Genomic DNA, 21,137 nt, shown 5'->3' on the forward strand with positions numbered 1-21,137 from the left:
CTGGCGCCACGAGGCTCAGTGGAGGCGGCGGGAATCGAAGCCGTGTAGGGGGTAAACCGGCCCGCTCTGAAAAACGGCGCTCCCCTCGGTTTCCCTCTGAAAATCGGCCTCTCGAAGCGTCCACACGCGTCCGCTCGCGTCCGCTCGATTTGGTCCCCTTGGTCCCGCTGCCTGGAAGGGGCGGGGCTCTCATCTAATGGGGCGCGGGGGCCAGGCCCAGCGCGCACCGCGAGCCGACCGTCCGACGTGACCGGCCTGGAGGTGCTCCACGAGCCCAGCGCGCACCACGAGGCCCGCGGCGACGTGGCCCACATCCCGGCCCGCAGCTTGTGGTGGGCCGCTAGACCTCCTCGAATCTCGTGCCCGTGGCGCCCATCTGCTCCAAAGCGGCCTTGATCTCGTCGGAGATGATCAGGGCGACCTCCCACCCTTCAGGACGGAACACCTTGGCGTCGCCCACCTTCGTCTTGTCTATGCGCAAGCGATCAACGCCCATGTATTGCCCGACCTTCTCGGGCACTCCATGCTCTGGCTTCCAGAAACTCACTTCGGACGCCTCTTCGTCGATGCAGCGGATGAGGCGCGTTACCACGAGGACGAGGTACTGATCTGGTTGGCCCTCAATGTCTGCGGGGATCAACTGCACGTCGCTGGGGGCACGCTCCGCCAGCATGGAGGCCACCTTGACGTGGACGACGGGGATCCTGATTCCCGCCTCGGTGAAGTCGAGCGGCCTGCCCGCAATCTCGACGGGGATCCTCAACCTTCCTTCCACGTGCACGGGTGTTCCTCGCTTGAAGTCCCAGTCGTGCACCCTCTGGCCCGAGCCGTCGATAGGCGTATCTAGGTGCCAGCGGTGGGGGATATAGACATCATCAGCAAGATCAAAAAAGCGCTGAGCCATGGGGATGTTCTAGCGTCATTTTCCTAGCGTGACGAGGCGGTTTAGTTCCGTGCCAGGGGTAGAGATCAGTCTGGCGAGTTCATCCAGCGCGGGCAGTAGCCTCGCCCGGCATTCCGCGATGCTGCTACAGTCTCCCAGCGCCTCTCGCAACCGCTCGTAGATGATCTCATGGTAGCGCCGCGGGTGAGGTCCCTTGTGCCCCTTGATTGGGACGATGTTCTCGCGGTCCTTCAGCCGCATCCCCGCCCAGCTTGCGGCGGGCGGATCCCTTGCATCTCTGCCACGCGGCGCGCGGCGGTGATTCCGGCTAGCAACTGCTCACGGCCACGGCTCGTTTTGGCCAGCCGCCGCACTCTGCGCTCTGCGTCCGCCAAGAGCGCGAAAGCATCCCGCGCTCGCTCCGGAAATAGGGCGAGAGCCTGGATATAGAAACAGGCGACCAAGACATGGGTGCGGATATCCGGGAACCCGAGCCGCTTCATACGCATCAGGTGCGGGCCAAAGTCCTTCCAGGGCCGGGCGTCGGCGTATGCCTCAACAAGTATGTCCTTAGTTGAAAGCCGCTGAATCTGTAGCCGCTCGGCAGGCGTCCGCGCTCCTCGTAGACACTTGCGCTCAAAGTCCTTGTGAGCGCGCACGGTCACGTCAAACGGCGCTTCGGCGTAGTTCAGCAGCAGGACGAGAGCGTCCCTTTCCTGCGCGATAGTGTCCCACCATGCTTTCCGGGAGCGACTCACCGCGGGCCTCCGGGGCACTCCTGCCCTTCAATGTCGGCGGGCCATCGGCCAGTCTTCCAGCACTCGTCGTAACAGGACTTGCAGTGAGTAGCCCCGTAGCTGAAGCCGGGTCCACTCCCGGCATCGTTACAGCGTTCGTAGAACTCCAGGCATTGCTTACGCCTCTCGGCCCGTTGATCAGAGTTGAGAGCGCTAGGGGGCAGGTAAGGATTCGGCCGGTTGTCCTTGGGAGGCTCCTTGGGAGGCGTAGCCCCGCAGCGTTCGTACTCGCCTGGGTGCTTCTTGAGGCAGCATGAAACGGTGCTGTCTGTCTGGTTGCACTCCCCAGGGCTTTGCGCGATTGCCCCCCCGGGTGCCCCAGCACGACGCCGATCAGCATGAGAGCGCGTAAGGCACTGCGGGTGCGTTGAAGGGGGCTGTTGCCTCGCATGGGTCCTCTTCAAGGAAAGGGCGCGGTCGGCGGTTACCCGCTCATTCTGGATTTCAGAGAGTGCCATATTTGGGGTGCTTATCTCACCTCTCTTCCCCGACGGAGCCGCTGGCCTCGGAGAGCGCCCCCTCACCCAAGTCCGACCTGCCACCGGCAGCCGCGCCTCCCCCCTGTACGCGGGGCAGCCAGGGGAGCAACGCAATGCGTCGGGAATTCCCTTGGATCTCCGGACGGGAATCGATATATGTCGATTCACCGATATGGACACCCTCTCCCAGTCCTTTCGCGTCCTTGGAGACGCAACACGGCTGCGGATCCTCCGCCTGGTGGCGCAGGCCCCGCTGAACGTGACGGAGCTGGTGTCCCTGGTGGGGGTGGCCCAGTCCTCCGTCTCCCACCACCTGGGCAAGCTCAAGGGGCTCGGCCTCATCCGCGAGGAGCGGCAGGCCGGCTACAGCTATTACTCGCTCGCGCTGGATGGAGAGGACACGCGCTGGCCCCTCATCCGCCTCGCCCAGGAGGCCGATGACGAGGCGGGAGACTCGGCCCGGCTGAAGGATCTGCTGCGCGCTCGCGAGGATCGCCAGGCCCTCAACGAGCGCCTGCTGGAGCCCGGTCAGTCCTGGTCCCTCTGGGCCGGGGCGCTCGCCTCGCTGCTGCCGCCCCTGGATGTGGCGGACTTCGGCTGCGGCACCGGCACGCTGTCGGTGGCCATCGCCCGCTGGGCCCGCCGCGTCTGGGCCATTGATCAGAACGCCGAGGCGCTCGAGCAGGCCAAGGAGCGCGCCTCGCGCGAGGGCCGCACCAACATCCACTTCCTGCGCGAGGACCTGCACCGCCTGTCCCTGCCGAGCGGGGAGAGGGATCTCGTCGTCATCTCCCAGAGCCTGCACCACGTGGAGTCCCCGGCGGCGGTGCTGACGGAGGCCGCGCGGCTGCTCAAGCCGGGCGGCAAGCTGGTGGTGCTGGAGCTGATGCCGCACGAGGAGCGCTGGGTGCTCGAGCGGCTGGGCCATAAGCACCTGGGCTTCGCGCCCGAATTCCTCGAGGCCGCGCTCAAAGAGTCCGGCTTCCAGTCCCTCACCCGCGAGGCCCACGCCCGAGACGGCGCCGGCCCCTTCCGCGTCTTCCTCCTCACCGGAGTCAAACCCGTATGAGCCACCTGTCCGCCCCTCTGCCGCCGCCCGCCGGTGAAAACGGCCGCCGTGTCGAGGCCCTCCGCGCCGCCATGCGCGAGCGCATCCTCGTGCTCGATGGTGCCATGGGCACGCTCATCCAGGCGCAGAACCTCAAGGCCGCGGACTTCGGCGGCGCCGAGTACGAGGGCTGCAACGAGCACCTGGCCCTCACCCGGCCGGACATCATCGAGCGCATCCACGCGGACTACTTCGCCGCCGGCGCGGACGTGACGGAGACGGACACCTTCGGCGGCACGCCGCTGGTGCTGGGCGAGTTCGGCCTGTCGCACAAGGCGTTGGAGATCAACGTCGCGGCCTCGCGGGTGGCGCGCAAGGCCGCCGCCGCCGCCGAGGCGAAGGACGGGCGGATGCGCTGGGTGGCGGGCTCCATCGGCCCCACCACCAAGGCCATCTCGGTGACAGGCGGCATCACCTTCGAGGAGCTGGTGGACACCTTCGCGGTGCAGGCCGAGGGGCTCGCCGTGGGCGGCTCGGACTACCTGCTGGTGGAGACGTGCCAGGACACGCGCAACGTGAAGGCGGCGCTGCTGGGCATCCAGCGGGCGTTCCGGAAGCTGGGCTGGGCGCTGCCGGTGGCGGTGTCGGGCACCATCGAGCCCATGGGCACCATGCTGGCGGGCCAGTCCGTGGAGAGCCTCGCCGCCTCGCTGGAGCACGTGGAGCTGCTCTACCTGGGCCTCAACTGCGCCACCGGCCCCGAGTTCATGACGGACCACCTCCGCTCGCTGGCGGGCATGAGCTCCTTCCCGGTGTCCTGCGTGCCCAACGCGGGCCTGCCGGACGAGAACGGGCACTACCTGGAGTCGCCGGAGATGCTGGCCCGCTCGCTGCGGCGCTTCTGTGAGCAGGGCTGGCTCAACGTGGTGGGCGGCTGTTGCGGCACGCAGATGGGCCACGTCCGCGCCATCGCCGACGCGGTGAAGGGCCTCAAGCCTCGCCACTCCACCGCGCGCCAGCGCTCCACGCTGTCCGGCGTGGACTACCTGGAGGTGAAGGAGGACGAGCGCCCCGTCATCGTCGGCGAGCGCACCAACGTCATCGGCAGCAAGAAGTTCAAGGAGCTCATCGTCGCCGGGCAGTTCGACGACGCCTCGGAGGTGGCCCGCGCCCAGGTGAAGCGCGGCGCCCAGGTCATCGACGTGTGTCTGGCCAACCCGGACCGGGAAGAGCTGGAGGACATGCGCCGCTTCCTGGAGGTGGTCGTCAAGAAGGTGCGCGTGCCGCTGATGATCGACTCGACGGACGAGAAGGTCATCGCCATGGCGCTTACGTACAGCCAGGGCAAGGCCCTCATCAACTCGGTCAACCTGGAGGACGGCGAGGAGCGCTTCGAGAAGGTGGTGCCCCTGGCGCGGCAGTTCGGCGCGGCGCTGGTGGTGGGCTGCATCGACGAGAAGGGCATGGCCGTCACCCGTCAGCGCAAGCTGGAGGTGGCCGAGCGCTCCTTCGAGCTGCTCACGAAGAAGTACGGGATGAAGGCGGAGGACCTGTACTTCGATCCGCTGGTGTTCCCGTGCGCCTCGGGAGATGTGCAGTACACCGGCAGCGCGGTGGAGACGATTGAGGGCGTGCGCGCCATCAAGCAGCGCTTCCCCCAGTGCAAGACGGTGCTGGGCATCTCCAACGTGTCCTTCGGCCTGCCCACCGCGGGCCGCGAGGTGCTCAACTCCGTGTTCCTCTACCACTGCGTCCAGGCGGGCCTGGACATGGCGCTGGTGAACTCGGAGAAGCTGGAGCGCTACCCCTCGCTGCCGCAGGAGGAGCGCAAGCTCGCCGAGGATCTGCTCTACAACCGGGGTACGGATCCGGTGACGCCCTTCGCGGCGCACTTCCGCGAGCGCAAGCCGCAGAAGGCGGCCACCTCCTCGCTGCCGCTGGAGGAGCGGCTGCAGCGCTACATCATCGAGGGCACGCGCGACGGCCTGTTCGCGGATCTGGATCTGGCGCTGGAGAAGTACGCCCCGCTGGAGATCATCAACGGCCCGTTGATGAAGGGCATGGACGAGGTGGGGCGGCTGTTCGGCGCCAACGAGCTGATCGTCGCCGAGGTGCTCCAGAGCGCCGAGTCCATGAAGGCGGCGGTGACGCACTTGGAGCCGAGGATGAGCAAGGCCCAGGCGGCCTCGCGCGGCAAGGTGGTGCTCGCCACGGTGAAGGGCGATGTGCACGACATCGGCAAGAACCTGGTGGAGATCATCCTCGCCAACAACGGCTTCCAGGTGGTGAACCTGGGCATCAAGGTGCCGCCCGAGCAGCTCGTGAAGGCGGTGAAGGAGCACCAGCCGGACATCCTCGGGCTGTCCGGCCTGCTGGTGAAGAGCGCGCACCAGATGGTGGCCACCGCGGAGGACTTGAAGCGCGCGGGCGTGGATCTGCCCATCCTCGTGGGCGGCGCGGCGCTCAGCCGCAACTTCGTGGATAAGCAGATTGCTCCCGCGTACCAGGGCACCGTGGCCTACGCGCAGGACGCCATGAGCGGCCTGGAGCTGGCCAAGCAGATCGTCGATCCGTCCGCCCACCAGAAGCTCAAGGAGGATCTGGCCGCGCGGCGCGTGAAGCTGGCCCAGGAGGTGAAGGAGCGCCCCAAGCCCGTGGCTCCCGTGGCGCCCGCTCAGCGCAGCAAGGAGGTCCAGGTGCTGGCGCAGGTGCCGGCCGTGCCGGACTACGAGCGCCACGTGCTGACGAACACGCCGCTGGACCACATCTGGAAGTTCATCAACCCCGTCATGCTCTACGGGCGCCACCTGGGCCTGCGCACCGCGTCTCGCGCGCTGGGCACTCCGGCCGAGGCGGAGCTGGCGAAGACGGAGGAGGGGCGCAAGGCGCTGGAGCTGAAGGCGGAGGTGGAGCAGATCAAGAACTTCCTGCGCGACGGGGTGATGCACGCGCGCGCCGTGTTCCAGTGGTTCAAGGCGGGCAGCGAGGGCAACCGCGTGCTGCTCTTCGACGGGCGCACCGGCGAGCAGAAGGTGGCGTTCGAGTTCCCTCGCCAGGAGAAGGAAGAGGGGCTGTGTCTGGCGGACTACGTGCTGCCGCTGGAGGGTGGGGCGCCGCGCGACAACCTGGCCATGTTCGTCACCACGGCGGGCTCCGGCATCCGCGAGCTGGCCGAGCGGTTCAAGGCCAAGGGTGAGTTCCTCAAGATGCACGCGGTGCAGGCGCTGGCGCTGGAGACGGCCGAGGGCTACGCGGAGCTGCTGCACACGCAGATCCGCAGCATGTGGGGCTTCCCGGACAAGCCGGACATCACGATGCTGGAGCGCTTCCGCGCGGAGTACCAGGGCAAGCGCTACTCGTTCGGCTACCCGGCGTGCCCGCGGCTGGAGGATCAGGCGCTGCTGTTCGCCGCGCTGCGTCCAGAGGAGATCGGCGTGCAGCTCACCGATGGTTGCATGATGGAGCCGGAGGCCTCCGTATCCGCCGTGGTCTTCCATCATCCTCAGGCGCACTACTTCTCGGTGACGTAGAGTGGAGGCTCTATGAGCGCGCCGATCATCCGCCGTGCCGTTCAGCTCCTGCCCGCCTGCGCCAGCACGGGCATTGGCAGCATGCCCCACACCCAGGTGGAGCTGGGGCTCCAGGCCGCGCTGGCCATGGATATTCCATTCCTCCCCCAGCTGCCGATGCACCACCCCTCCGAGTACATGATCCCCTCGGCCCTCGAGGGGCTGCCGGGCCTGAGCTACGACGAGGACGGCATGTGCACGGTGGACCTGGCCCAGTGGAATGCTGGGCGCCAGGCCTTCGAGGCCCGGCTGGATGGGGCGCTGTCCTCCGGGCGGCTCGAGGACTTCGAGCCCACCTCCGAGGGCTGCCGGGCGTGGCGGCCCTTCCTGTGGGAGGTGGAGAACCGGAAGCTGATGCTCGCCAAGGCGCAGATCGCCGGGCCCTTCACGGTGCTCTCGGTGGCGCGCACCAGCGACGGCGTCCCCGTGCTGGAGACGCCGGGCCTGGACCAGGCCCTGTACCGGCTGGTGATGGCGCGCTCGCTGGCGATGGTGAAGGCGCTGCGGCGCACGGGCGCCACGCCCCTGTTCTTCCTGGATGAGCCGGGGTTGTTCGCTTTCCAGCGCAACCAGCCGCGCCACCTGCTGGCGCTGCAGGAGATGAAGCTGCTCATCCTGGCGCTGCAGCGCGAGGGCGCCCTGGTGGGCCTGCACTGCTGCGGCAACACGGACTGGGCGGCGCTGCTGGACACCCAGCCGGATCTGCTGTCGCTGGACGTGCGCCTGTCCCTGGATGCGGTGCTCGAGGAGACGGAGGCGCTGGCACGCTTCCTGGCCTCCGGCGCGACGCTGAGCCTGGGGGTCGTCCCCACGGATCTCACGTCCACGTATGACGTGGTGGAGCTGACGGACTCGGTGGAGGCCTCGCTCAAGGCGGCCCTGCCCAAGGGGCGCAGCCTCACGCAGGTGCTGGCCCACTCGCTGCTCACGCCCGCGTGCGGGCTGGCCATGCGCTCGGTGCAGGATGCCGAGCGCATCCTCGAGGAGCTGCGGACCGCGCAGCGGCGTCTGCACGAGACGCTCGACACCGAGCGCGGCCCCGAGTTCTACGTCATCTGAGTCCGGTTACTGCCGCCCCAGGCGCAGCTCGCGCTCGGCCTGGTGCCAGTCCTGCTCCGGGTTGCCGGGCTGGCCACCGCGCGCGAGGAAGATCTCGTAGGCGCGGCGGGCGATCTGCTCGTGGGTCGGGCCGGTGCGCGCCGTGTTCTGGGACTGAGCCTGGTTCTGCGTGGGCGCGCTGGGAGCCTTCGCGGTCTCCGTCTCAGCCGGGGTCGTGGTCTTGGCGTTGTTGCGAGCCATGGATGCTCCTGAGAGAGGGGGGAAAACAGCCGCAGCACCATCGGGTAAACCCTGGGGCTCTTGGAACCGGACGCGAGTGCAGGCGTTATGGTGTGAACAGGACACTCCACGCAGTGTCCACCGAGCCACACTCGGCAGGTTGGCTACCAGTCAGCCGAGGAGGCCGGAAGCGAGTGAGGTCACTTCTTCCCCAGCCAGTACGCGGGGCGCCGCGAGCGCATCGCCGCCTCCAGGAACTCCGAGAAGGAATGTGCGACGGGCCCGCAGTACTCCGGGTTCGGCCATGCCTCATGGTAGCCGTCCATGAGTGGGTAGCGGCCATTGTCCTGTCGGCTCACATCCACCAGGACGTAATCCCCGTCCTGTACGTCGCAGAGGGTGTACATCGAGGCGGGACCGTGCTCGTCATCGTCGTTTCGCTCTCCAAAGATGGCCACCCGCGCCCGGACGATCTCTGACAGGGGGAGAATCTGGTACGGCGAATCTGGCAACCGCTCAATCAACTCCGCCCCGTTGCAGTGCAGGTAGAAGGCTCGTAGCTCTGGGTCCAGCCGCCACCCCACCCGCCGCTCGAACCGCTCGATCTCTTCGGGAGTAGCGGGGGGATATGGGAAGTGCTCGCGGGAGACCTCCTCGAGCAAGCTGCTCATGGGGGTGGCCATCGTCAGTTGTCCGTGTAGGGCAGGTTGGGACCTACTGTATTCCAGGGCGTATTGCCGGCGTAGCAGGCGGGGTACTGCTCGGTGAACACATCATGGACGTCCGGCTGCACGGGGAAGATGTTGTTGGGGTCCACTGGGTCGCCGCCATGCCAGAGGTCCCTGGAGTGGTGGCCGGGCCATGCCTTGCCTTGCTCGACGGGCCACTCTCCAAACCGCTCACTCCAGCTTTTTCGGAAGGACTTCATCGCGTTCTTCCACTCCTGACGTGCGGCCTCATTCTCCGCCCTCGTCCGCGTGGGATAGTTGCAGCAGCAGTGATAGATGCCGTAACGGCTGCCGGCCTCGACGGGGACGGGCAAGAGGATGAGGCGTCCCTCCCAGTCGAACTTGAGATCGGCCAGCCACATGCAGCCCATGAGCGGGTAGCCCTCGCCAGCGCACTCCAGTTGGCACTGGTTCATGAACTCCCGACGGCACTGCCAGGGTCCGTAGAAGAGGGTCGTCTTCATCCGCCCGCCCGGCACCGCGAGCCAGGGCAGCTCCTTCTTCACAGCGGGCTTGGCCCCGGGTGATGGTGTGGGGGTGACCCCGAGGGGACCTCTTGCGCCGTTGGTTGAGCCGCAACTGGCGAGGATCATCAGCAGGACCACCGTCCAGCCCCAATTCATGGGAATGCCCCTGGTGATGGCCGCCCCTGATGAGTAGCCGAAGCCGAGGGGATACCTGATGGGGCTGACAGCCTTGAAGTTCATGCGTGATCAACCACCGAGCACTCCAGCCTCGAGCGCGGCGTCGAGCGCCCGCTGCATGGCGGTGCTCATGCCCAGGCCCTCGGCCTGCGCGGGCGTGCACCAGCGCAGCTCGTGAAAGGCGGGGGCCCGGGAGGGTCGCTGGCGGCCGACCACGCGCAGCAGCCGCAGGGTGAGGGCGCGGTGGGTGAGCTGGCGCTGGTTGACCAGTGCACGGACATGGTCTACTACGGACATGGTTTGCTAGAGACTCTCCGAGTAGGAGTGAAGCGTCCACTCGCAGGGACTTCTCTTCTATCGGGAAAAGATCGACGGCTTTGGGCTCCCGGATTTCTTCAAGAAGGGCTTCGGGAAGGATCGACGCCTAGGGGGGGCATGTCCGCGTTGCTGGAGAAGGACTTCGAGACGCCTACCCGCGAGAGCGACGCTCTGCATCGCCGCCCTCGGATATGACGTCCGGCAAAAATGTTCTTTGCGCCGAACCCGGCGAAACATTAAGGCGTGGGTTGTAGTCTAAACGAAGGTAGCGAAATGAGCATGCCTAGTCATAAAGCAACCAAAACAATTGCCGAACTCCAACAGGAAACGATCCGTCTCCTAGAAGCCGCAGAGGACCTGTTGCGACAAGGTGAGGCTTGGCTCAACAAGGCAGATTATTACCACCGACTTCGTGCCATTGTTGGAGCTGAGCGTCGAAAAGTTACTGCTCTGGAGCTGCGGCTATCGATTGTCGCTCCCATGAAGGCAGGTAAGTCAACGATTGTTAACGCGATTTTGGGAGCTGGTGTGTTGCCGACTCGAAACTCGGCGATGACCAGTATTCCAACAGAGATAACTGATGACCCTAAATGCACCGAACCTGAGTTGACGATCCCTGAAACCACTCTTGAGCGATTCAAGAGTTTGTGGCAACGGCTTAATCAGGTAGTCATTAGGCGAGGGCCTGATGCGAGTCAGGAGGCTGTATCTGAAAATCCTGAGTTGCAGTCGTTGATCGCACAACTTGGCGCGAGCGCAGAACCTCCTTTTGAACTGCGCGTGTCCGGTATCCAGGTGATTCAGACTACACTGTTACGCCTGAATGATCTCTTCCGCGTGGCAGCGCTTCTCGAAGGCAAGAATTCGCTTGAGGGCATAAAAGACTTCGAACTTCCTCGGCTGAAAGCAGGCTTTCTGCGGTCGTCTTCAATAGCGGCAGTCCAGCACGGCACACTCGTAATTGTTGATACACCAGGCCCCAATGAGGCTCGACAGCATCATCTTCTGGAACAAGTCGTGGCAGAGCAGTTAGAGCACACATCGCTCGTGTTGCTTGTGCTTGATTTTACCCAGCTCAACACCCAAGCCGCAGAATTCGTGAGCAAAGAGGTGCAGGCTGTTGCTCGAATTGTCGGTGAGGATAGTATATTTGTTATTGTTAACAAGATTGACGAGCGTGACGACAAAGGCATGACGAGCGAGCAGGTCCGCCAGTTCGTTGCTGGTCATTTAAGTTTGAAGAAGCCAGTTCCAGAAGAGCGGATTTTCGAAATTTCGGCAAAACGAGCATTCCGAGCTGCTGATTTTCTGCGTGAGTATGAGCAGAGGCTTGGTGAACACGATGAGAATGTGCGCTCATGGTCTACGGCGGTCTCGTTGGCTCCACTAGTATTTGGTGCAACCCAGTGGGAAGAAGATCTTGCAGAGACGTCTGGTGAGGAACTTGCTAAGCGTGCACGCAGGCTTTGGGGGCGCTCGGGGTTCGACGCTTTTCTTGCTCAAGCAATTGAGAGGCTCCTTGCAGAAGTTGCACCGAGAGCGCTCCATGTTGCGCTTTCCGTAACTCGTGCCCATCTTACAACTCTTCGCAATGATGCACGTATGCGTCACAAGGCGATTCGAGCTAGTACTACAACGGTTGAGAGCGAACTCGCAAACCTTGATCAAGAACTTCGAGGGCTCGAAGATAGTAGACGTAGTATTGATAAGCGCATTCAAGAAGTCGAAAAAGATTTGCGTAAGCATCTCAAGATCTTTCGGGGGAGACTTCAGCCTATCATCGAGGAGGACGTCCGCCTCGTCTTCAAAGAAAAAGAGGACATTGAAGCCTCGCCCATCCAGGGGTTCTTGAAACGAGGCAAGCGCTTTGTTGCCAAGAAATTAGGAGACCCGCTTGGTGGTGTCTCTCGAGTTGTTGAGTTTGAAACCCTTGCTGATGCTCAAGATTTCGCGAACTATGCCGTTGAAGTTGCGGTGAGCAGGATCCGCCCGCAGATTGAAAATGCTCTTGAGGTGACCAATCGCCGTGTTGAAATTACACGGCGCGAGTTTGAACAAGTGCTCGCGACGGAAACGCGCCCCATTCTTCAGCGCGCGGCAGAGAGGGTAAAGCGCCAATTTGACGTGACCCTTGAGTTTCCACGTCCGAAGCTTGCCAACCCGCTTGAGAAGATTAGTCTCGCTAAGCGAGTGACAAAGGTCAGGCAAGGTGGAGTGGAACTCCGAACCCGGTATGAACGGCGATGGTATACCCTCTTTCTATGGGAACATGAAGTAAATGAGCCGGTAAAAGTGGAAGATAAATACACTGTTTCCCTTGATGAGGTCGCTTTTCATGTGAAGCAAGCTGTACATCAAAGCGTAGAGGAACTTGCCACGGGATTTGATGATTTTCTTGCGACCGACTTTAAAGAAGGTATTGATGAATATTTTAGAGGGCTGCGAGAGTACTTCCAGTTTTATCGACGAGCATTGGAGGAGGCGGCTCAAGCTCAGCGTATGTCTCTTGAGCAACGCGATACTGCATTGAGCCACCTCGACATGTTGGACGACGGGAGTTCGCACATGCTCGATGCGCTTAATGTGCTAGAATCTTCCATTGGGGAATTGTTTGGCGGTGAGATTTCCAACGGTGAAGAGGTGCCCATGCCCGATAGCGTGGACTTGTTTATTTCCTATTCTCATGCAGATGAGGCGTTTCGGAAGGAACTTGAGAAGCACCTGTCATCTCTCAGGCGAGACGGATTGATACATCTTTGGCATGATCGGGAGATACTCCCAGGGCAGACATGGGCTGATGAAATTGACCGGCATCTTGAATCAGCTCACGTCATTCTACTGCTCATCAGCGCCGACTTCATTGCGTCAGACTATTGCTATGCTACAGAGATGAAGCGTGCGTTGGAGCGTCATGCGGATGGCACTGCAGTGGTGGTTCCCATTGTCCTGCGCTCGTGTGAATGGCACACAGCTCCTTTTAGCAAGCTCCAAGCTCTACCGAAAGATGGTAAGGCTATAGCTTCATGGACTGATCGCGATGAGGCGTTCACTGATGTTGCAAGAGGACTCCGAAGAGTGATTACTCACATGCAGAAAGTGAGAAAAGGAGGGTGAGAGTAACAGTCGGGCTGTTGCCAAGCCCAGTGCAAGATCACTCATTATTCTGAGACTTAAGGGGCTTATGCCCTCCGGCAATCAAGCCATGCTAAAGGCCGCTGTGGGCACGCTAAAGCTCATGCGTGATCAACCACCGAGCACTCCAGCCTCGAGCGCGGCGTCGAGCGCCCGCTGCATGGCGGTGCTCATGCCCAGGCCCTCGGCCTGCGCGGGCGTGCACCAACGCAGCTCGTGAAAGGCGGGGGCCCGGGAGGGACGCTGGGGGCCGGCCACGCGCAGCAGCCGCAAGGTGAGGGCGCGGTGGGTGAGCTGGCGCTGCACCGTCCCGAGCGCGCCCTTCGCGGTGACGGCCACTCCGAGCGCCTCCGAGAGCCGCGTGGCGGCGGTGGCGTCCGGCATGTCCGGCTCCACCTCCGTGGCGGGCAGCTCCCACAGTCCGCCGAAGAGCCCCTTCTCCGCGCGCCGGGCGAAGAGCAGGGTGTCCTCATGCGGCCACACGGCGAGCGCGAGCGTCAGGCGCTTGGGCTCGGCGCGCACCTTGGCCGGAGGCAGCTCGTCCACCCGGCCATGGCGCAAGGCCATGCACGCGCCGCGCACGGGGCACAGCAGGCACAGGGGGCTCTCCGGCCGGCACACCGTGGCCCCGTGCTCCATGAGGGCCTGGTTGAGATCTCCCGGCCGCTCGCCTTGCACCAGCGCGCCGGCCAGCTCCCACAGGCGGGCCTCGCGAGCCCGGTCACCCGGCGCCCCCTCCACCTCGAAGAGCCGCGAGAGGACCCGCGCCACGTTGCCATCCACCAGCGGCTCCTGCTCTCCGAAGGCGATGGAGGCCACGGCCCCCGCCGTGTAGCGGCCGAAGCCGGGCAGGGTGAGCAACTGCTCCGCGGAGGAAGGCAGCCGGCCCTCGAAGCGAGCCACCACCTCCTGGGCGGCGCGGTGCAGGTTGCGAGCGCGCGAGTAGTACCCCAGCCCCCGCCACGCCGCGAGCACGTCATCCAGCGGCGCCGAGGCCAACGCCTCCACCGTGGGAAAGCGCGCGAGGAACCGCTCCCAGTAGGGGATGACGGTGGCCACCTGGGTCTGCTGGAGCATCACCTCGCTCAGCCAGATGGCGTACGGATCCTTCGTGCGGCGCCAGGGCAGATCCCTCCGCTGGCGGTCGTACCAGGCCAGCAGGGGCGCGCGAATGGCCTCGAGCCGCCCTGCCTCGGGCAGCTCTGGAGCCTGTGCCGCGGATGCACGCTTCCTCATGGTGCCGGACGCCTCGCCATCCTGTGGATTGAGGGCATGGTGACACTCACCTTACCTGGGCGGTAGGCCGTCGCGCATCTCCTTCAGCATGTCGGGTTCGCCCGCTCGCTGGGGGATCAGCGAGGCTGTGGGAGAGGCGCTTGAGGCAGATCGCCCAGATCGAGCACCTCGCCCTCATGGAGCGTGAAGGGGATGTGCGGCCCCCTGTCCTGGCTCAGCACATGGGGGCCGGGCTCGAGGGCGATGAGCTCGAAGCGTCCATCCTTCGAGGCATAGCCGCTGCGCATGCTCTCGGTTCCGTTGTCCACGCGCACCCACGCGCTGCGGGGCTCACCGGTGGCGGACAGGAGCCTCCCGGTGACTTGGCCGAGCGTGCCCACGGAGAGCTCCACGTTCCCGGTCTGGCCGGGCTCGGTTTGCACCACCGCCTTGCCAGAGCGGCCATCGGAGGTCCGCACCCATAGCTCGAGGAGCCCCACCGGAAGATCGACCAGCTCGAAGGTGTCCCCGGCGAAGGGGGTTTCGTTCCTCAGGTGGGAATAGGCGTTGTCCTTTCGTTCGAGGTGCAGGGTGAAGCCCTGGACCGCGGGCCCCCGCGCCGCGCTCACCCGGCCTCGCAAGGCCGCCGCCTTCAGCAGGCGCACGACGACGTTCGTGCTGCCCGCGTGCACGCCGGAGAGCTGGACCTCTTCCGCATCATCCCTGGCGCGAAGGTCGGCCAGAGCGCCGAGGCTCTCCCGGGATGTCGTGATCGTGAAGTGGCCTTGGCCATCAGCGGTGGCGGTGGAGTACACACTGTCGCCGACGAGGGACACCGAGGCGCCCGCGGCGGGCTCGCCCCGGGAGTTCAGGACGACGCCCGAGGTCTCCGTCACCGAGTCTGGAACGGTGAGGCGCACCTGAGACACCTTGCCCGCATCAACGGTGAGGTGCTGCTCGGGCCCTGGGTCACCCGTGTCGGCGTACAGGGCCTTGATCGTATAGGCGCCGGGCAGGAGCTTGAGGGTGAACTGGCCCGTGTCATTCACGTTCCTCGAGGCCAGCTCGGTCAGGCCGGAGGCGGTGGTGGCGGAGGCGGCAACCCGGATGGGGTAGTGGGGCAGGCCTCCGCTGGCGAGCTGCACGCTTCCCTGCACCTCGCCCGGAACGTCGGAGAAGGCGAAGTCGGCGTGAGCCGTCTCCCCTTCGCCGAGGGTGAGCTCCCGCACGAGCGGCTTTGCCTCCGAGGGACCGCGGCCCGTGGTGGCCCACCGGGCTTCGATGCGATAGCTCCCCGGGTTCAGCCCCAGCACCTCGTAATAGCCGTCCTCGTCGGACGCGGCCCAGTAGTTCAGATGGTCCCCGGCGGAGCCTCCGAGCAGCACCGCGGTGACGGAGGAGGCTGCCGCGGGATGGCCCAGGCCATCCGTCAAGCGTCCCTCCACCATGCCCTGCTGGGTGACGGGCAGCTCCACCACGAGCTCCTTTCCCGCCTCGACGCGCACTTCGTCGCGCTGGGTCTGCTGCTGGCCCGCGGAGAACAGGCTGAGCGTGTACGCTCCCGTCGGGATGTGCTCCAGGCGGAAGGTGCCTTGGTCATCCAGCACCGTGGAGGTTCTCCAGCCCGAGTCCCCCTGGCTGAGCGAGACGAGCCCATGGGCGATCGGCGCCTGGCTCACCCGCAGGAAGGCCCTGCCCGAGATGCTGCCCGAGGGGCTCAGCCGGATGAGCAGTCCATCGACCAGACCGCCTCGAACGACCGTGACCGCGCCCGGGTGCACCCCCGCCTGATCTCCCGCCTGCGCCATGAGGGTGTAGGTGCCCTCCTCGACCTCGATGGAGAAGTGCCCCTTGGCATCCGTCACCGGAAGGGGCTCCTCCTCCGAGGCGCTCCGCGAGCCTACCCACACCTGGGCGCCAGCGACGGGGGCTCCCGTCTGATCGACGACCTGCCCTTCGAGGTGGCTGGTGCCTTCGAGCTCGATCGTCACGGGCTCCGGCCGAGGCACCTCGACCTCCGTCGCTTTCGAGGTGTGCCCGGGCGCCTCCACCGTGATCAGGTACGTCCCGGTGGCGAGCTCCTCCACGCGGAACATGCCCCGTGCGTCGCTGGTGGCGGAGGTCGCCTCGATGACGGTCTCGGCCTCCTCGATCGAGAAGTTCGACATCGGCTCGAGGGTCACCTTGGCCTGGGCGATGGGCTCCTGCGAGTCCTTGTCCACGACACGGCCGCTCACGGCGGTGCCGGGCTGAAGCTGGATCCGGGCCAGCGCGGGGGGGCCTCCGTCGCTCTCCTCGATCTTCAGCACCGAGGGGGCGAACCCCCGGGCCCGCGCCGCGAGCAGGTAGGTTCCCGGCGCGCACCACGCCTGGCCCCGGCCGTCTGGCCCGACGTCCAGCGGCTTCAGCTCCATGTAAATCTCGTCATCATCGCGGCGGACCGCCGTCACGTGAGCGCCGGGAACGGGCGCACCACGGGCGGTCACCTCCACCGAGATGCAGGGGCCGGTGCCTTCCGCCTCGTCCAGGAGCTCCTCTTCTTCCACCCCGCCGTCCTCAGGCTCCTCCGAGTCCTCACCGGGAGCCTTCGCCGTGAGCTCTGGAGCGCGAGGGCTCGGGGCGACGGAGGAGACAGGTGGAGCGTGCGCGCCAGCCGAGCTGGGAGCAGACGACTCCCCAGGTGCGGCGCGCAGGATCCACCACGCCCCGGGGAGGGCGAGGAGGACCGCGAGCAGGATGAACCGCATCGGCCGGGACACCGCGCCAGTGTAGCGCTCCTGGAGCGCGGGTGGCGGTGGCCCGAGGCCCAGCCCGGCGGTGGCGAACGGTTACTTCTTGCTGGAGCGGCCCCCGCTGCTGCGCTTTCCACCCTTGCGGCTGGCGGACTTGCCGGCGTTGGCGATCTTCGCGGCGCGGGCCTTGGGCATGCCCTTGCGCTTGAGGGCCTTGTACCGGCGCGGGTTCTTGGTCTTGGCGCCACCCTTGCGGCTGCTGCTGCTCTGGCTGGTGCTCTTGCCGCGGCTGCTGGTGCTCTTGCTGCGGCTGCTGGTCTTGCTCCGGGTCGAAGCCATGTTCTCTCCTGTCGCCGAAAACTGCCCGAAAGTGGGCAGCGTTCGCCCGGAAGCTAGGCAGCCTTATGGTGGGCGGAAGTCCCCCCGTGGGGGCGAGTGTCAGGCAGCGATCGTTCCGCGTGGTAGAGCGGCTCGATGACCGGACGCTGCTTGGGCTCGTGCTGTGAGCTGGGAGGGATCGCCAACCAGCAGGGCAAGGACTGGCTGCGGGGGCTCTCGAACTTCCAGCCTGGGGACTTCCATGTGCCGCTGCTGCACCTCTACCAGCCAGGAGACGAGGTGGTGGTGCCTGACTTCGAGCTCGTGCGTTCCCTGCGAGGAGCAGACCGATGGCTGGTCCGCGTCGAGGGCCTTCGTCACTTCGACTTCACCAGCCTGGGCGCCGCGGCAGGAATCGCCCCCGAGCTGGCTCCGCCAGAGCGCGTCCCCGCGATCGTGAAGGGCTGGGCCTCCACCGTGTACCTGACGCGCCGCTTCCTCGACGCATCTGTGCGGGACGAGGCCGGAGGACTCGAGGACCTGAAGGCTTCCCCTGAACCTCCGAAGGCAAGCGCTGTACCCGGTTCGCGCCAGACGCTCCCTATACGTGCCAGCCGGACTTGTGACAGACACTCGTACACGCCCTGAGTCAGAGCGAGTACCGCGCTCCGCCGGGCTCACCGGCCCTTCTTGGGCGCCCGCGTGCTGGCCTGGATGACCGAGTGCTGCGCCATCCAGTCGCTGATCTCCTTCGCGTTCTCGGTCTCTTGGACGCTGGCGAACGCGTCGCGCCCCTTCTGGGCGGTGGCCAGCACCTCGGAGCCCTTGCGCCCCAGCGAGTCCATGGCCCGCGCCAGCCCGAAGTACGCATCGCCCTGGGTCCTTGGGTCGTGGGTGATGGTCAGCACGCGCTCGAAGAGCGGGAGCGCCTTCGCCGATTCCCCCAGCTCCAGATACGCCAGCGCCAGGCCCAGCGCCGAGTAGCCCACCGTCTCGTGGTCCTTGCCGAGCCGCTTCTCCTTGATGTCCAGCGCCTTCTGATACGGCTCCAGGGCCTCGTGGAACTTCTTGCCCATGAGGTAGACCTGCCCCACCACGTCATAGGCGTCCCCCGTCTCCGAGTGCTCCGGGCCAAAGGCGGCGATGTGAATCTCCAGCGAGTGCTTCGCGCTGGCCTCCGCCTTCTCGAAGTCCTTCAGGCGGAGCTGCGCCTGGGCCAGCCCATAGTAGAGGTAGCCGACGAGCGGGTGGCTCGGTCCGCTCACGCGCTCGCGGATGGCGATCGCCTCGGTGATGGCGCGCACCGCCTCCTGGAACTGGCCCTCTTGCCGGTAGGCGTTGCCCATGTTGCCCAGGATGTTGGCGCGCCGGACATGATCCGGACCCAGCGCGTGCTCGGTGAGCTGCAGCGCCCGCTGCAACGCCGCCAGCGCCTCCTTGTTCTTCTCCTGCCGCACGTAGGTGACGCCCAGGTAGTTGTACACCTCGCCCTCGAGCTCCTCGTGGCCACCCATGCGCACGATCGCGGCCTTGGCGAACTCGCTCCACCGCAGCGCCTCGTCCAGCCGCTTCGGATCGAAGCCGATCGCGAACACGAGCGTGGCGGCCGCGCGGGTCAGCACGATGTCATCGTGCGAGGCCAGGGCCGCCCACAGCGCCTGGGTGAGGTGGCGCTCGCCCTCCACGGGCTCGCCGGTGCGGGCCTCCACCGTGCCCTCGAAGAGCAGCGCCTCGGCCTGCAGCGGGCGGTACCCGAGCGTCTCCGCCGCCTTCACCGCCGGCACCGCCACCTCCTTGGCCTGCTTGTACCGCCCGGCGTCCGCCAGCGCCTTGATCTGCGCCACCTGGCTGGAGATCCGTTCGATCTCCTTTCGGGCCTCGGGCGAGTCGGGCGGGGACTCCACCTGGCTCAGGGTCGCGACGTCGGCGCAGCCCTGCAGCGAGGGCAGCAGCGACACCGTGTCCGTCGCCTTCTGCACCACCTCGGCGTCCGCGGAGGCCAGCACCCCCGTGACGGCCTTCACGTCCTTCAGCCGCCGCTCGAGGCACACCACGCGCCGCGACAGGAGCTCCTCTGTCTGCTCGCCACGGATCCGGGTGGCGCGGCAGGCCTCGGTGCTCGCCTCGACCCAGCGGCCCGTGTAGCCGTCCAGCATCCGCGTCACCCGGGCGGCCACGTCCGCCGCCTGCGGATTGCCCGTGGCCATCAGCGCGTCCGTCACCTGCTTGCGGGCCGCGTCATCCCAGAGGCCCGCCAGCTTCTGCTCCGCGCCCGTGCACACCAGCGCCTGCTGAGCCGCGGCCCGGTGCGCGTACCACGCATAGCCGCCGAAGGCCGCGAGCACCACCAGGGCCGCGGCGCTCGTCGCCTGCCGGATCGTCCGCGGCCGGTACTCGAGCTGCCCCAGCAGCGCCTCCATGGAGGGGTAGCGGTCCTTCGGATCCGGAGAGAGCCCGCGCAGGATGGCCTTGCGGATGAAGGCCGGCACCTTCACCTCGCGCGGCGGCTCGAAGGCGCCCGTGCTCGGATGGACGGGGCGCGCCGCCTCGCCGGTGCGCTGGCTCGGCCGCGAGGTGCCCTTGTGCGAGGAGATCGGGCTGTAGTCTCCGTCCTTCGCCCCCGAGCGCTGGCGATCGAACGGCCACACGCCGAAGAGCGCCCAGTACAGCGCCACGCAGAAGCTGAACTGGTCCGCGCGAGCGTCGGGCGCATCGCCGCGCCGCTGCTCGGGGGACATGTACATGAGCGTGCCCACGGCGTGGCCTTCCTGCGTGAGCTGGGCCAGCTCCGGGCTCTCGTCCACGGGGGCGCCCGCGGGCAGCGCGGCCCGAGGCGGCTCGGCGCCTTCCTCGGCCAGCCGGGCCAGGCCGAAGTCCGTGACGCGGATGCGCCCATCCTTGCCGATCAGCACGTTGTCCGGCTTGAAGTCGCGGTGGACCAGCCCCGCCGAGTGGGCCCCCTCCAGCCCTCGGCCCGCCGCCAGGAACGTGTCGAGCACCTCGCGCCAGCTATGTGTCTTCTCCTTGATCCACTTCTTCAGCGTGGTGCCGTCCACGAACTCCATGGCGACGAACACGCCCTCGCCCACGGTGCCCACGTCGTAGACGGAGATGACGTGCGGGTGGGTGACGCGCGCCATGGCCTGGGCCTCGCGCAGCAGGCGCGCCTGGCCCACCGTGCGCCCCTCGGCGTGCTGCTTGTCCGTGCGCAGCAGCTTGATGGCCACGCGGCGGCCGAGATCCGGATCCCACGCCGCGAACACGGTGCCCATGCCGCCCTGGCCCACGCGCTCGAGGATGAGGTAGCGGCCCACCTGCTCGCCGCGCTCGGGAGGACGCCCCTCCTTGACCCACTGCGGCGTGGGGGCCTCTGGGGGAGCCGTGGAGGCACTGGCCGGCGCCGCGAAGGCCACCCCGGTGGCATAGCTCGCCTCCTGATCCGGGAGCACGTCGGTGGAGCCCCCTTCCTCGGACAGCCGCTGCGCGCAGCTCTGGCACGTGGCGAGGTGCCGCTCCGCCTCGGCGGCGCGCTCGGGCGCGAGCTGGCCGCGAAGGAAACGGGTGATGTCGGCTGCGTCGAGGTGCTCCATGGGCGGCGCTTCCCTGTCCTGAGATGAAGGGGATGGTCCTCCATTATCGCCCGGTGGCCGCGAAAGGACTCCAGGGGGAGATAAAACCCAGCAAATCCAATGGGTTGGGACATGAAAACCTCATGAGGCAACTTTTTCCTCTCAGAGTCTGAAAACCTAGATAACGCTGTCCCGTCCGACCGAGATCGAGGCTCCCCGCCATGAGCAGCCTGAAAATCGAAACCCCGCGAGTTTCCCTGCCGGTCCGCACTCCCGCGCAGCAGAGCGCTCCCGCCACGGCTTCCCCGGGGATCGTCCCCCCGGCGCGCACGGCCCCGAAGGCGGATGGTTTCGAGAAGAAGCGCCTGCCGGTGGCCGGCAGCGGAGGCTCTGTGTTCGGTACCTCCAGCACGGGGGCGAAGGCGTC

At 66.2% G+C, this 21,137-nt stretch carries 16 protein-coding genes and 1 pseudogene; 6 read left to right on the top strand and 11 right to left on the bottom strand.

Annotation, left to right across the window (positions count from 1 at the left end; translation table 11 throughout):
- Positions 1-340 precede the first annotated feature (340 nt).
- From ACJ8AT_RS21420 to ACJ8AT_RS21430, 3 genes and pseudogenes are all read right to left on the bottom strand, one after another.
- Complete coding sequence (locus tag ACJ8AT_RS21420) at positions 341-904, bottom strand: imm11 family protein (protein WP_407739648.1); 564 nt, start codon at positions 902-904, stop codon at positions 341-343.
- Between the two features lie 15 nt (positions 905-919).
- A pseudogene (locus ACJ8AT_RS21425) lies at positions 920-1,156 on the bottom strand (AHH domain-containing protein); the annotation flags it as partial.
- On the bottom strand, positions 1,135-1,641 hold the full coding sequence (locus ACJ8AT_RS21430; protein ID WP_407739649.1) for a hypothetical protein: 507 nt from the start codon (positions 1,639-1,641) through the stop codon (positions 1,135-1,137). The pseudogene ACJ8AT_RS21425 and the gene ACJ8AT_RS21430, both read right to left, overlap by 22 nt.
- 690 nt (positions 1,642-2,331) lie before the next feature.
- Here ACJ8AT_RS21430 and ACJ8AT_RS21435 point away from each other — a divergent pair.
- From ACJ8AT_RS21435 to ACJ8AT_RS21445, 3 genes are read left to right on the top strand one after another with little or no spacing between them, the layout of a single operon-like run.
- Positions 2,332-3,228, top strand: coding sequence for an ArsR/SmtB family transcription factor (locus ACJ8AT_RS21435; protein WP_407739650.1), 897 nt, complete (start codon positions 2,332-2,334; stop codon positions 3,226-3,228).
- Positions 3,225-6,737, top strand: coding sequence for a methionine synthase (metH, locus tag ACJ8AT_RS21440; protein ID WP_407739651.1), 3,513 nt, complete (start codon positions 3,225-3,227; stop codon positions 6,735-6,737). The genes ACJ8AT_RS21435 and metH overlap by 4 nt, the downstream gene beginning before the upstream one ends.
- 12 nt (positions 6,738-6,749) lie before the next feature.
- Complete coding sequence (locus tag ACJ8AT_RS21445; protein WP_407739652.1) at positions 6,750-7,835, top strand: hypothetical protein; 1,086 nt, start codon at positions 6,750-6,752, stop codon at positions 7,833-7,835.
- Between the two features lie 6 nt (positions 7,836-7,841).
- Here ACJ8AT_RS21445 and ACJ8AT_RS21450 read toward each other — a convergent pair whose 3' ends face one another.
- The 4 genes from ACJ8AT_RS21450 to ACJ8AT_RS21465 all read right to left on the bottom strand — a co-directional run bounded on the left by ACJ8AT_RS21450 (position 7,842) and on the right by ACJ8AT_RS21465 (position 9,723).
- On the bottom strand, positions 7,842-8,075 hold the full coding sequence (locus ACJ8AT_RS21450; protein WP_407739653.1) for a DUF2934 domain-containing protein: 234 nt from the start codon (positions 8,073-8,075) through the stop codon (positions 7,842-7,844).
- A gap of 179 nt (positions 8,076-8,254) precedes the next feature.
- Positions 8,255-8,737, bottom strand: coding sequence for an SMI1/KNR4 family protein (locus ACJ8AT_RS21455; RefSeq protein WP_407739654.1), 483 nt, complete (start codon positions 8,735-8,737; stop codon positions 8,255-8,257).
- A 2-nt stretch (positions 8,738-8,739) separates the two neighbouring features.
- Entirely contained in the window at positions 8,740-9,288 is a 549-nt protein-coding gene (locus ACJ8AT_RS21460; RefSeq protein ID WP_407739655.1) for a hypothetical protein, read from the bottom strand.
- A 207-nt stretch (positions 9,289-9,495) separates the two neighbouring features.
- Positions 9,496-9,723: a hypothetical protein gene (locus ACJ8AT_RS21465; RefSeq protein ID WP_407739656.1), complete on the bottom strand. Its 228-nt coding sequence runs from the start codon at positions 9,721-9,723 to the stop codon at positions 9,496-9,498.
- Between the two features lie 294 nt (positions 9,724-10,017).
- Here ACJ8AT_RS21465 and ACJ8AT_RS21470 point away from each other — a divergent pair, with 294 nt between their 5' ends.
- The gene (locus tag ACJ8AT_RS21470) at positions 10,018-12,858 is read left to right on the top strand and encodes a TIR domain-containing protein (protein ID WP_407739657.1); all 2,841 of its coding nucleotides are present in this window, start codon (positions 10,018-10,020) and stop codon (positions 12,856-12,858) included.
- 129 nt (positions 12,859-12,987) lie between these two features.
- Here the strand turns inward: ACJ8AT_RS21470 and mutY are convergent, their stop codons facing one another.
- From mutY to ACJ8AT_RS21485, 3 genes are all read right to left on the bottom strand, one after another.
- Entirely contained in the window at positions 12,988-14,112 is a 1,125-nt protein-coding gene (mutY, locus tag ACJ8AT_RS21475) for an A/G-specific adenine glycosylase (protein WP_407739658.1), read from the bottom strand.
- Between the two features lie 116 nt (positions 14,113-14,228).
- Positions 14,229-16,850 (bottom strand): carboxypeptidase regulatory-like domain-containing protein, encoded by a 2,622-nt coding sequence (locus ACJ8AT_RS21480; RefSeq protein ID WP_407739659.1) that lies wholly within the window; start codon positions 16,848-16,850, stop codon positions 14,229-14,231.
- 69 nt (positions 16,851-16,919) lie between these two features.
- Positions 16,920-17,162, bottom strand: a complete 243-nt coding sequence (locus tag ACJ8AT_RS21485; RefSeq protein WP_407739660.1) for a hypothetical protein — start codon at positions 17,160-17,162, stop codon at positions 16,920-16,922.
- A 135-nt stretch (positions 17,163-17,297) separates the two neighbouring features.
- Here ACJ8AT_RS21485 and ACJ8AT_RS21490 point away from each other — a divergent pair, with 135 nt between their 5' ends.
- On the top strand, positions 17,298-17,789 hold the full coding sequence (locus ACJ8AT_RS21490; protein WP_407739661.1) for a hypothetical protein: 492 nt from the start codon (positions 17,298-17,300) through the stop codon (positions 17,787-17,789).
- 29 nt (positions 17,790-17,818) lie between these two features.
- Here the strand turns inward: ACJ8AT_RS21490 and ACJ8AT_RS21495 are convergent, their stop codons facing one another.
- Positions 17,819-20,731: a tetratricopeptide repeat protein gene (locus ACJ8AT_RS21495; protein WP_407739662.1), complete on the bottom strand. Its 2,913-nt coding sequence runs from the start codon at positions 20,729-20,731 to the stop codon at positions 17,819-17,821.
- A 200-nt stretch (positions 20,732-20,931) separates the two neighbouring features.
- Between ACJ8AT_RS21495 and ACJ8AT_RS21500 the strand changes: the two genes are divergently transcribed.
- Positions 20,932-21,137 (top strand): hypothetical protein (locus ACJ8AT_RS21500; protein ID WP_407739663.1); only part of this gene is annotated, 206 nt, incomplete at its 3' end.

This window comes from Hyalangium sp. (genome assembly GCF_045802625.1).
GTDB lineage: Bacteria > Myxococcota > Myxococcia > Myxococcales > Myxococcaceae > Hyalangium.

Excerpts from the sequence above, each read along its gene's own strand:
- mutY (WP_407739658.1), bottom strand. The coding sequence starts at position 14,112 with ATGAGGAAGCGTGCATCCGCGGCACAGGCTCCAGAGCTGCCCGAGGCA.
- ACJ8AT_RS21445 (WP_407739652.1), top strand. The coding sequence starts at position 6,750 with ATGAGCGCGCCGATCATCCGCCGTGCCGTTCAGCTCCTGCCCGCCTGC.
- ACJ8AT_RS21435 (WP_407739650.1), top strand. The coding sequence starts at position 2,332 with ATGGACACCCTCTCCCAGTCCTTTCGCGTCCTTGGAGACGCAACACGG.
- ACJ8AT_RS21465 (WP_407739656.1), bottom strand. The coding sequence starts at position 9,723 with ATGTCCGTAGTAGACCATGTCCGTGCACTGGTCAACCAGCGCCAGCTC.
- ACJ8AT_RS21470 (WP_407739657.1), top strand. The coding sequence starts at position 10,018 with ATGAGCATGCCTAGTCATAAAGCAACCAAAACAATTGCCGAACTCCAA.
- ACJ8AT_RS21455 (WP_407739654.1), bottom strand. The coding sequence starts at position 8,737 with ATGGCCACCCCCATGAGCAGCTTGCTCGAGGAGGTCTCCCGCGAGCAC.
- ACJ8AT_RS21450 (WP_407739653.1), bottom strand. The coding sequence starts at position 8,075 with ATGGCTCGCAACAACGCCAAGACCACGACCCCGGCTGAGACGGAGACC.
- metH (WP_407739651.1), top strand. The coding sequence starts at position 3,225 with ATGAGCCACCTGTCCGCCCCTCTGCCGCCGCCCGCCGGTGAAAACGGC.
- ACJ8AT_RS21490 (WP_407739661.1), top strand. The coding sequence starts at position 17,298 with ATGACCGGACGCTGCTTGGGCTCGTGCTGTGAGCTGGGAGGGATCGCC.
- ACJ8AT_RS21495 (WP_407739662.1), bottom strand. The coding sequence starts at position 20,731 with ATGGAGCACCTCGACGCAGCCGACATCACCCGTTTCCTTCGCGGCCAG.
- ACJ8AT_RS21420 (WP_407739648.1), bottom strand. The coding sequence starts at position 904 with ATGGCTCAGCGCTTTTTTGATCTTGCTGATGATGTCTATATCCCCCAC.
- ACJ8AT_RS21485 (WP_407739660.1), bottom strand. The coding sequence starts at position 17,162 with ATGGCTTCGACCCGGAGCAAGACCAGCAGCCGCAGCAAGAGCACCAGC.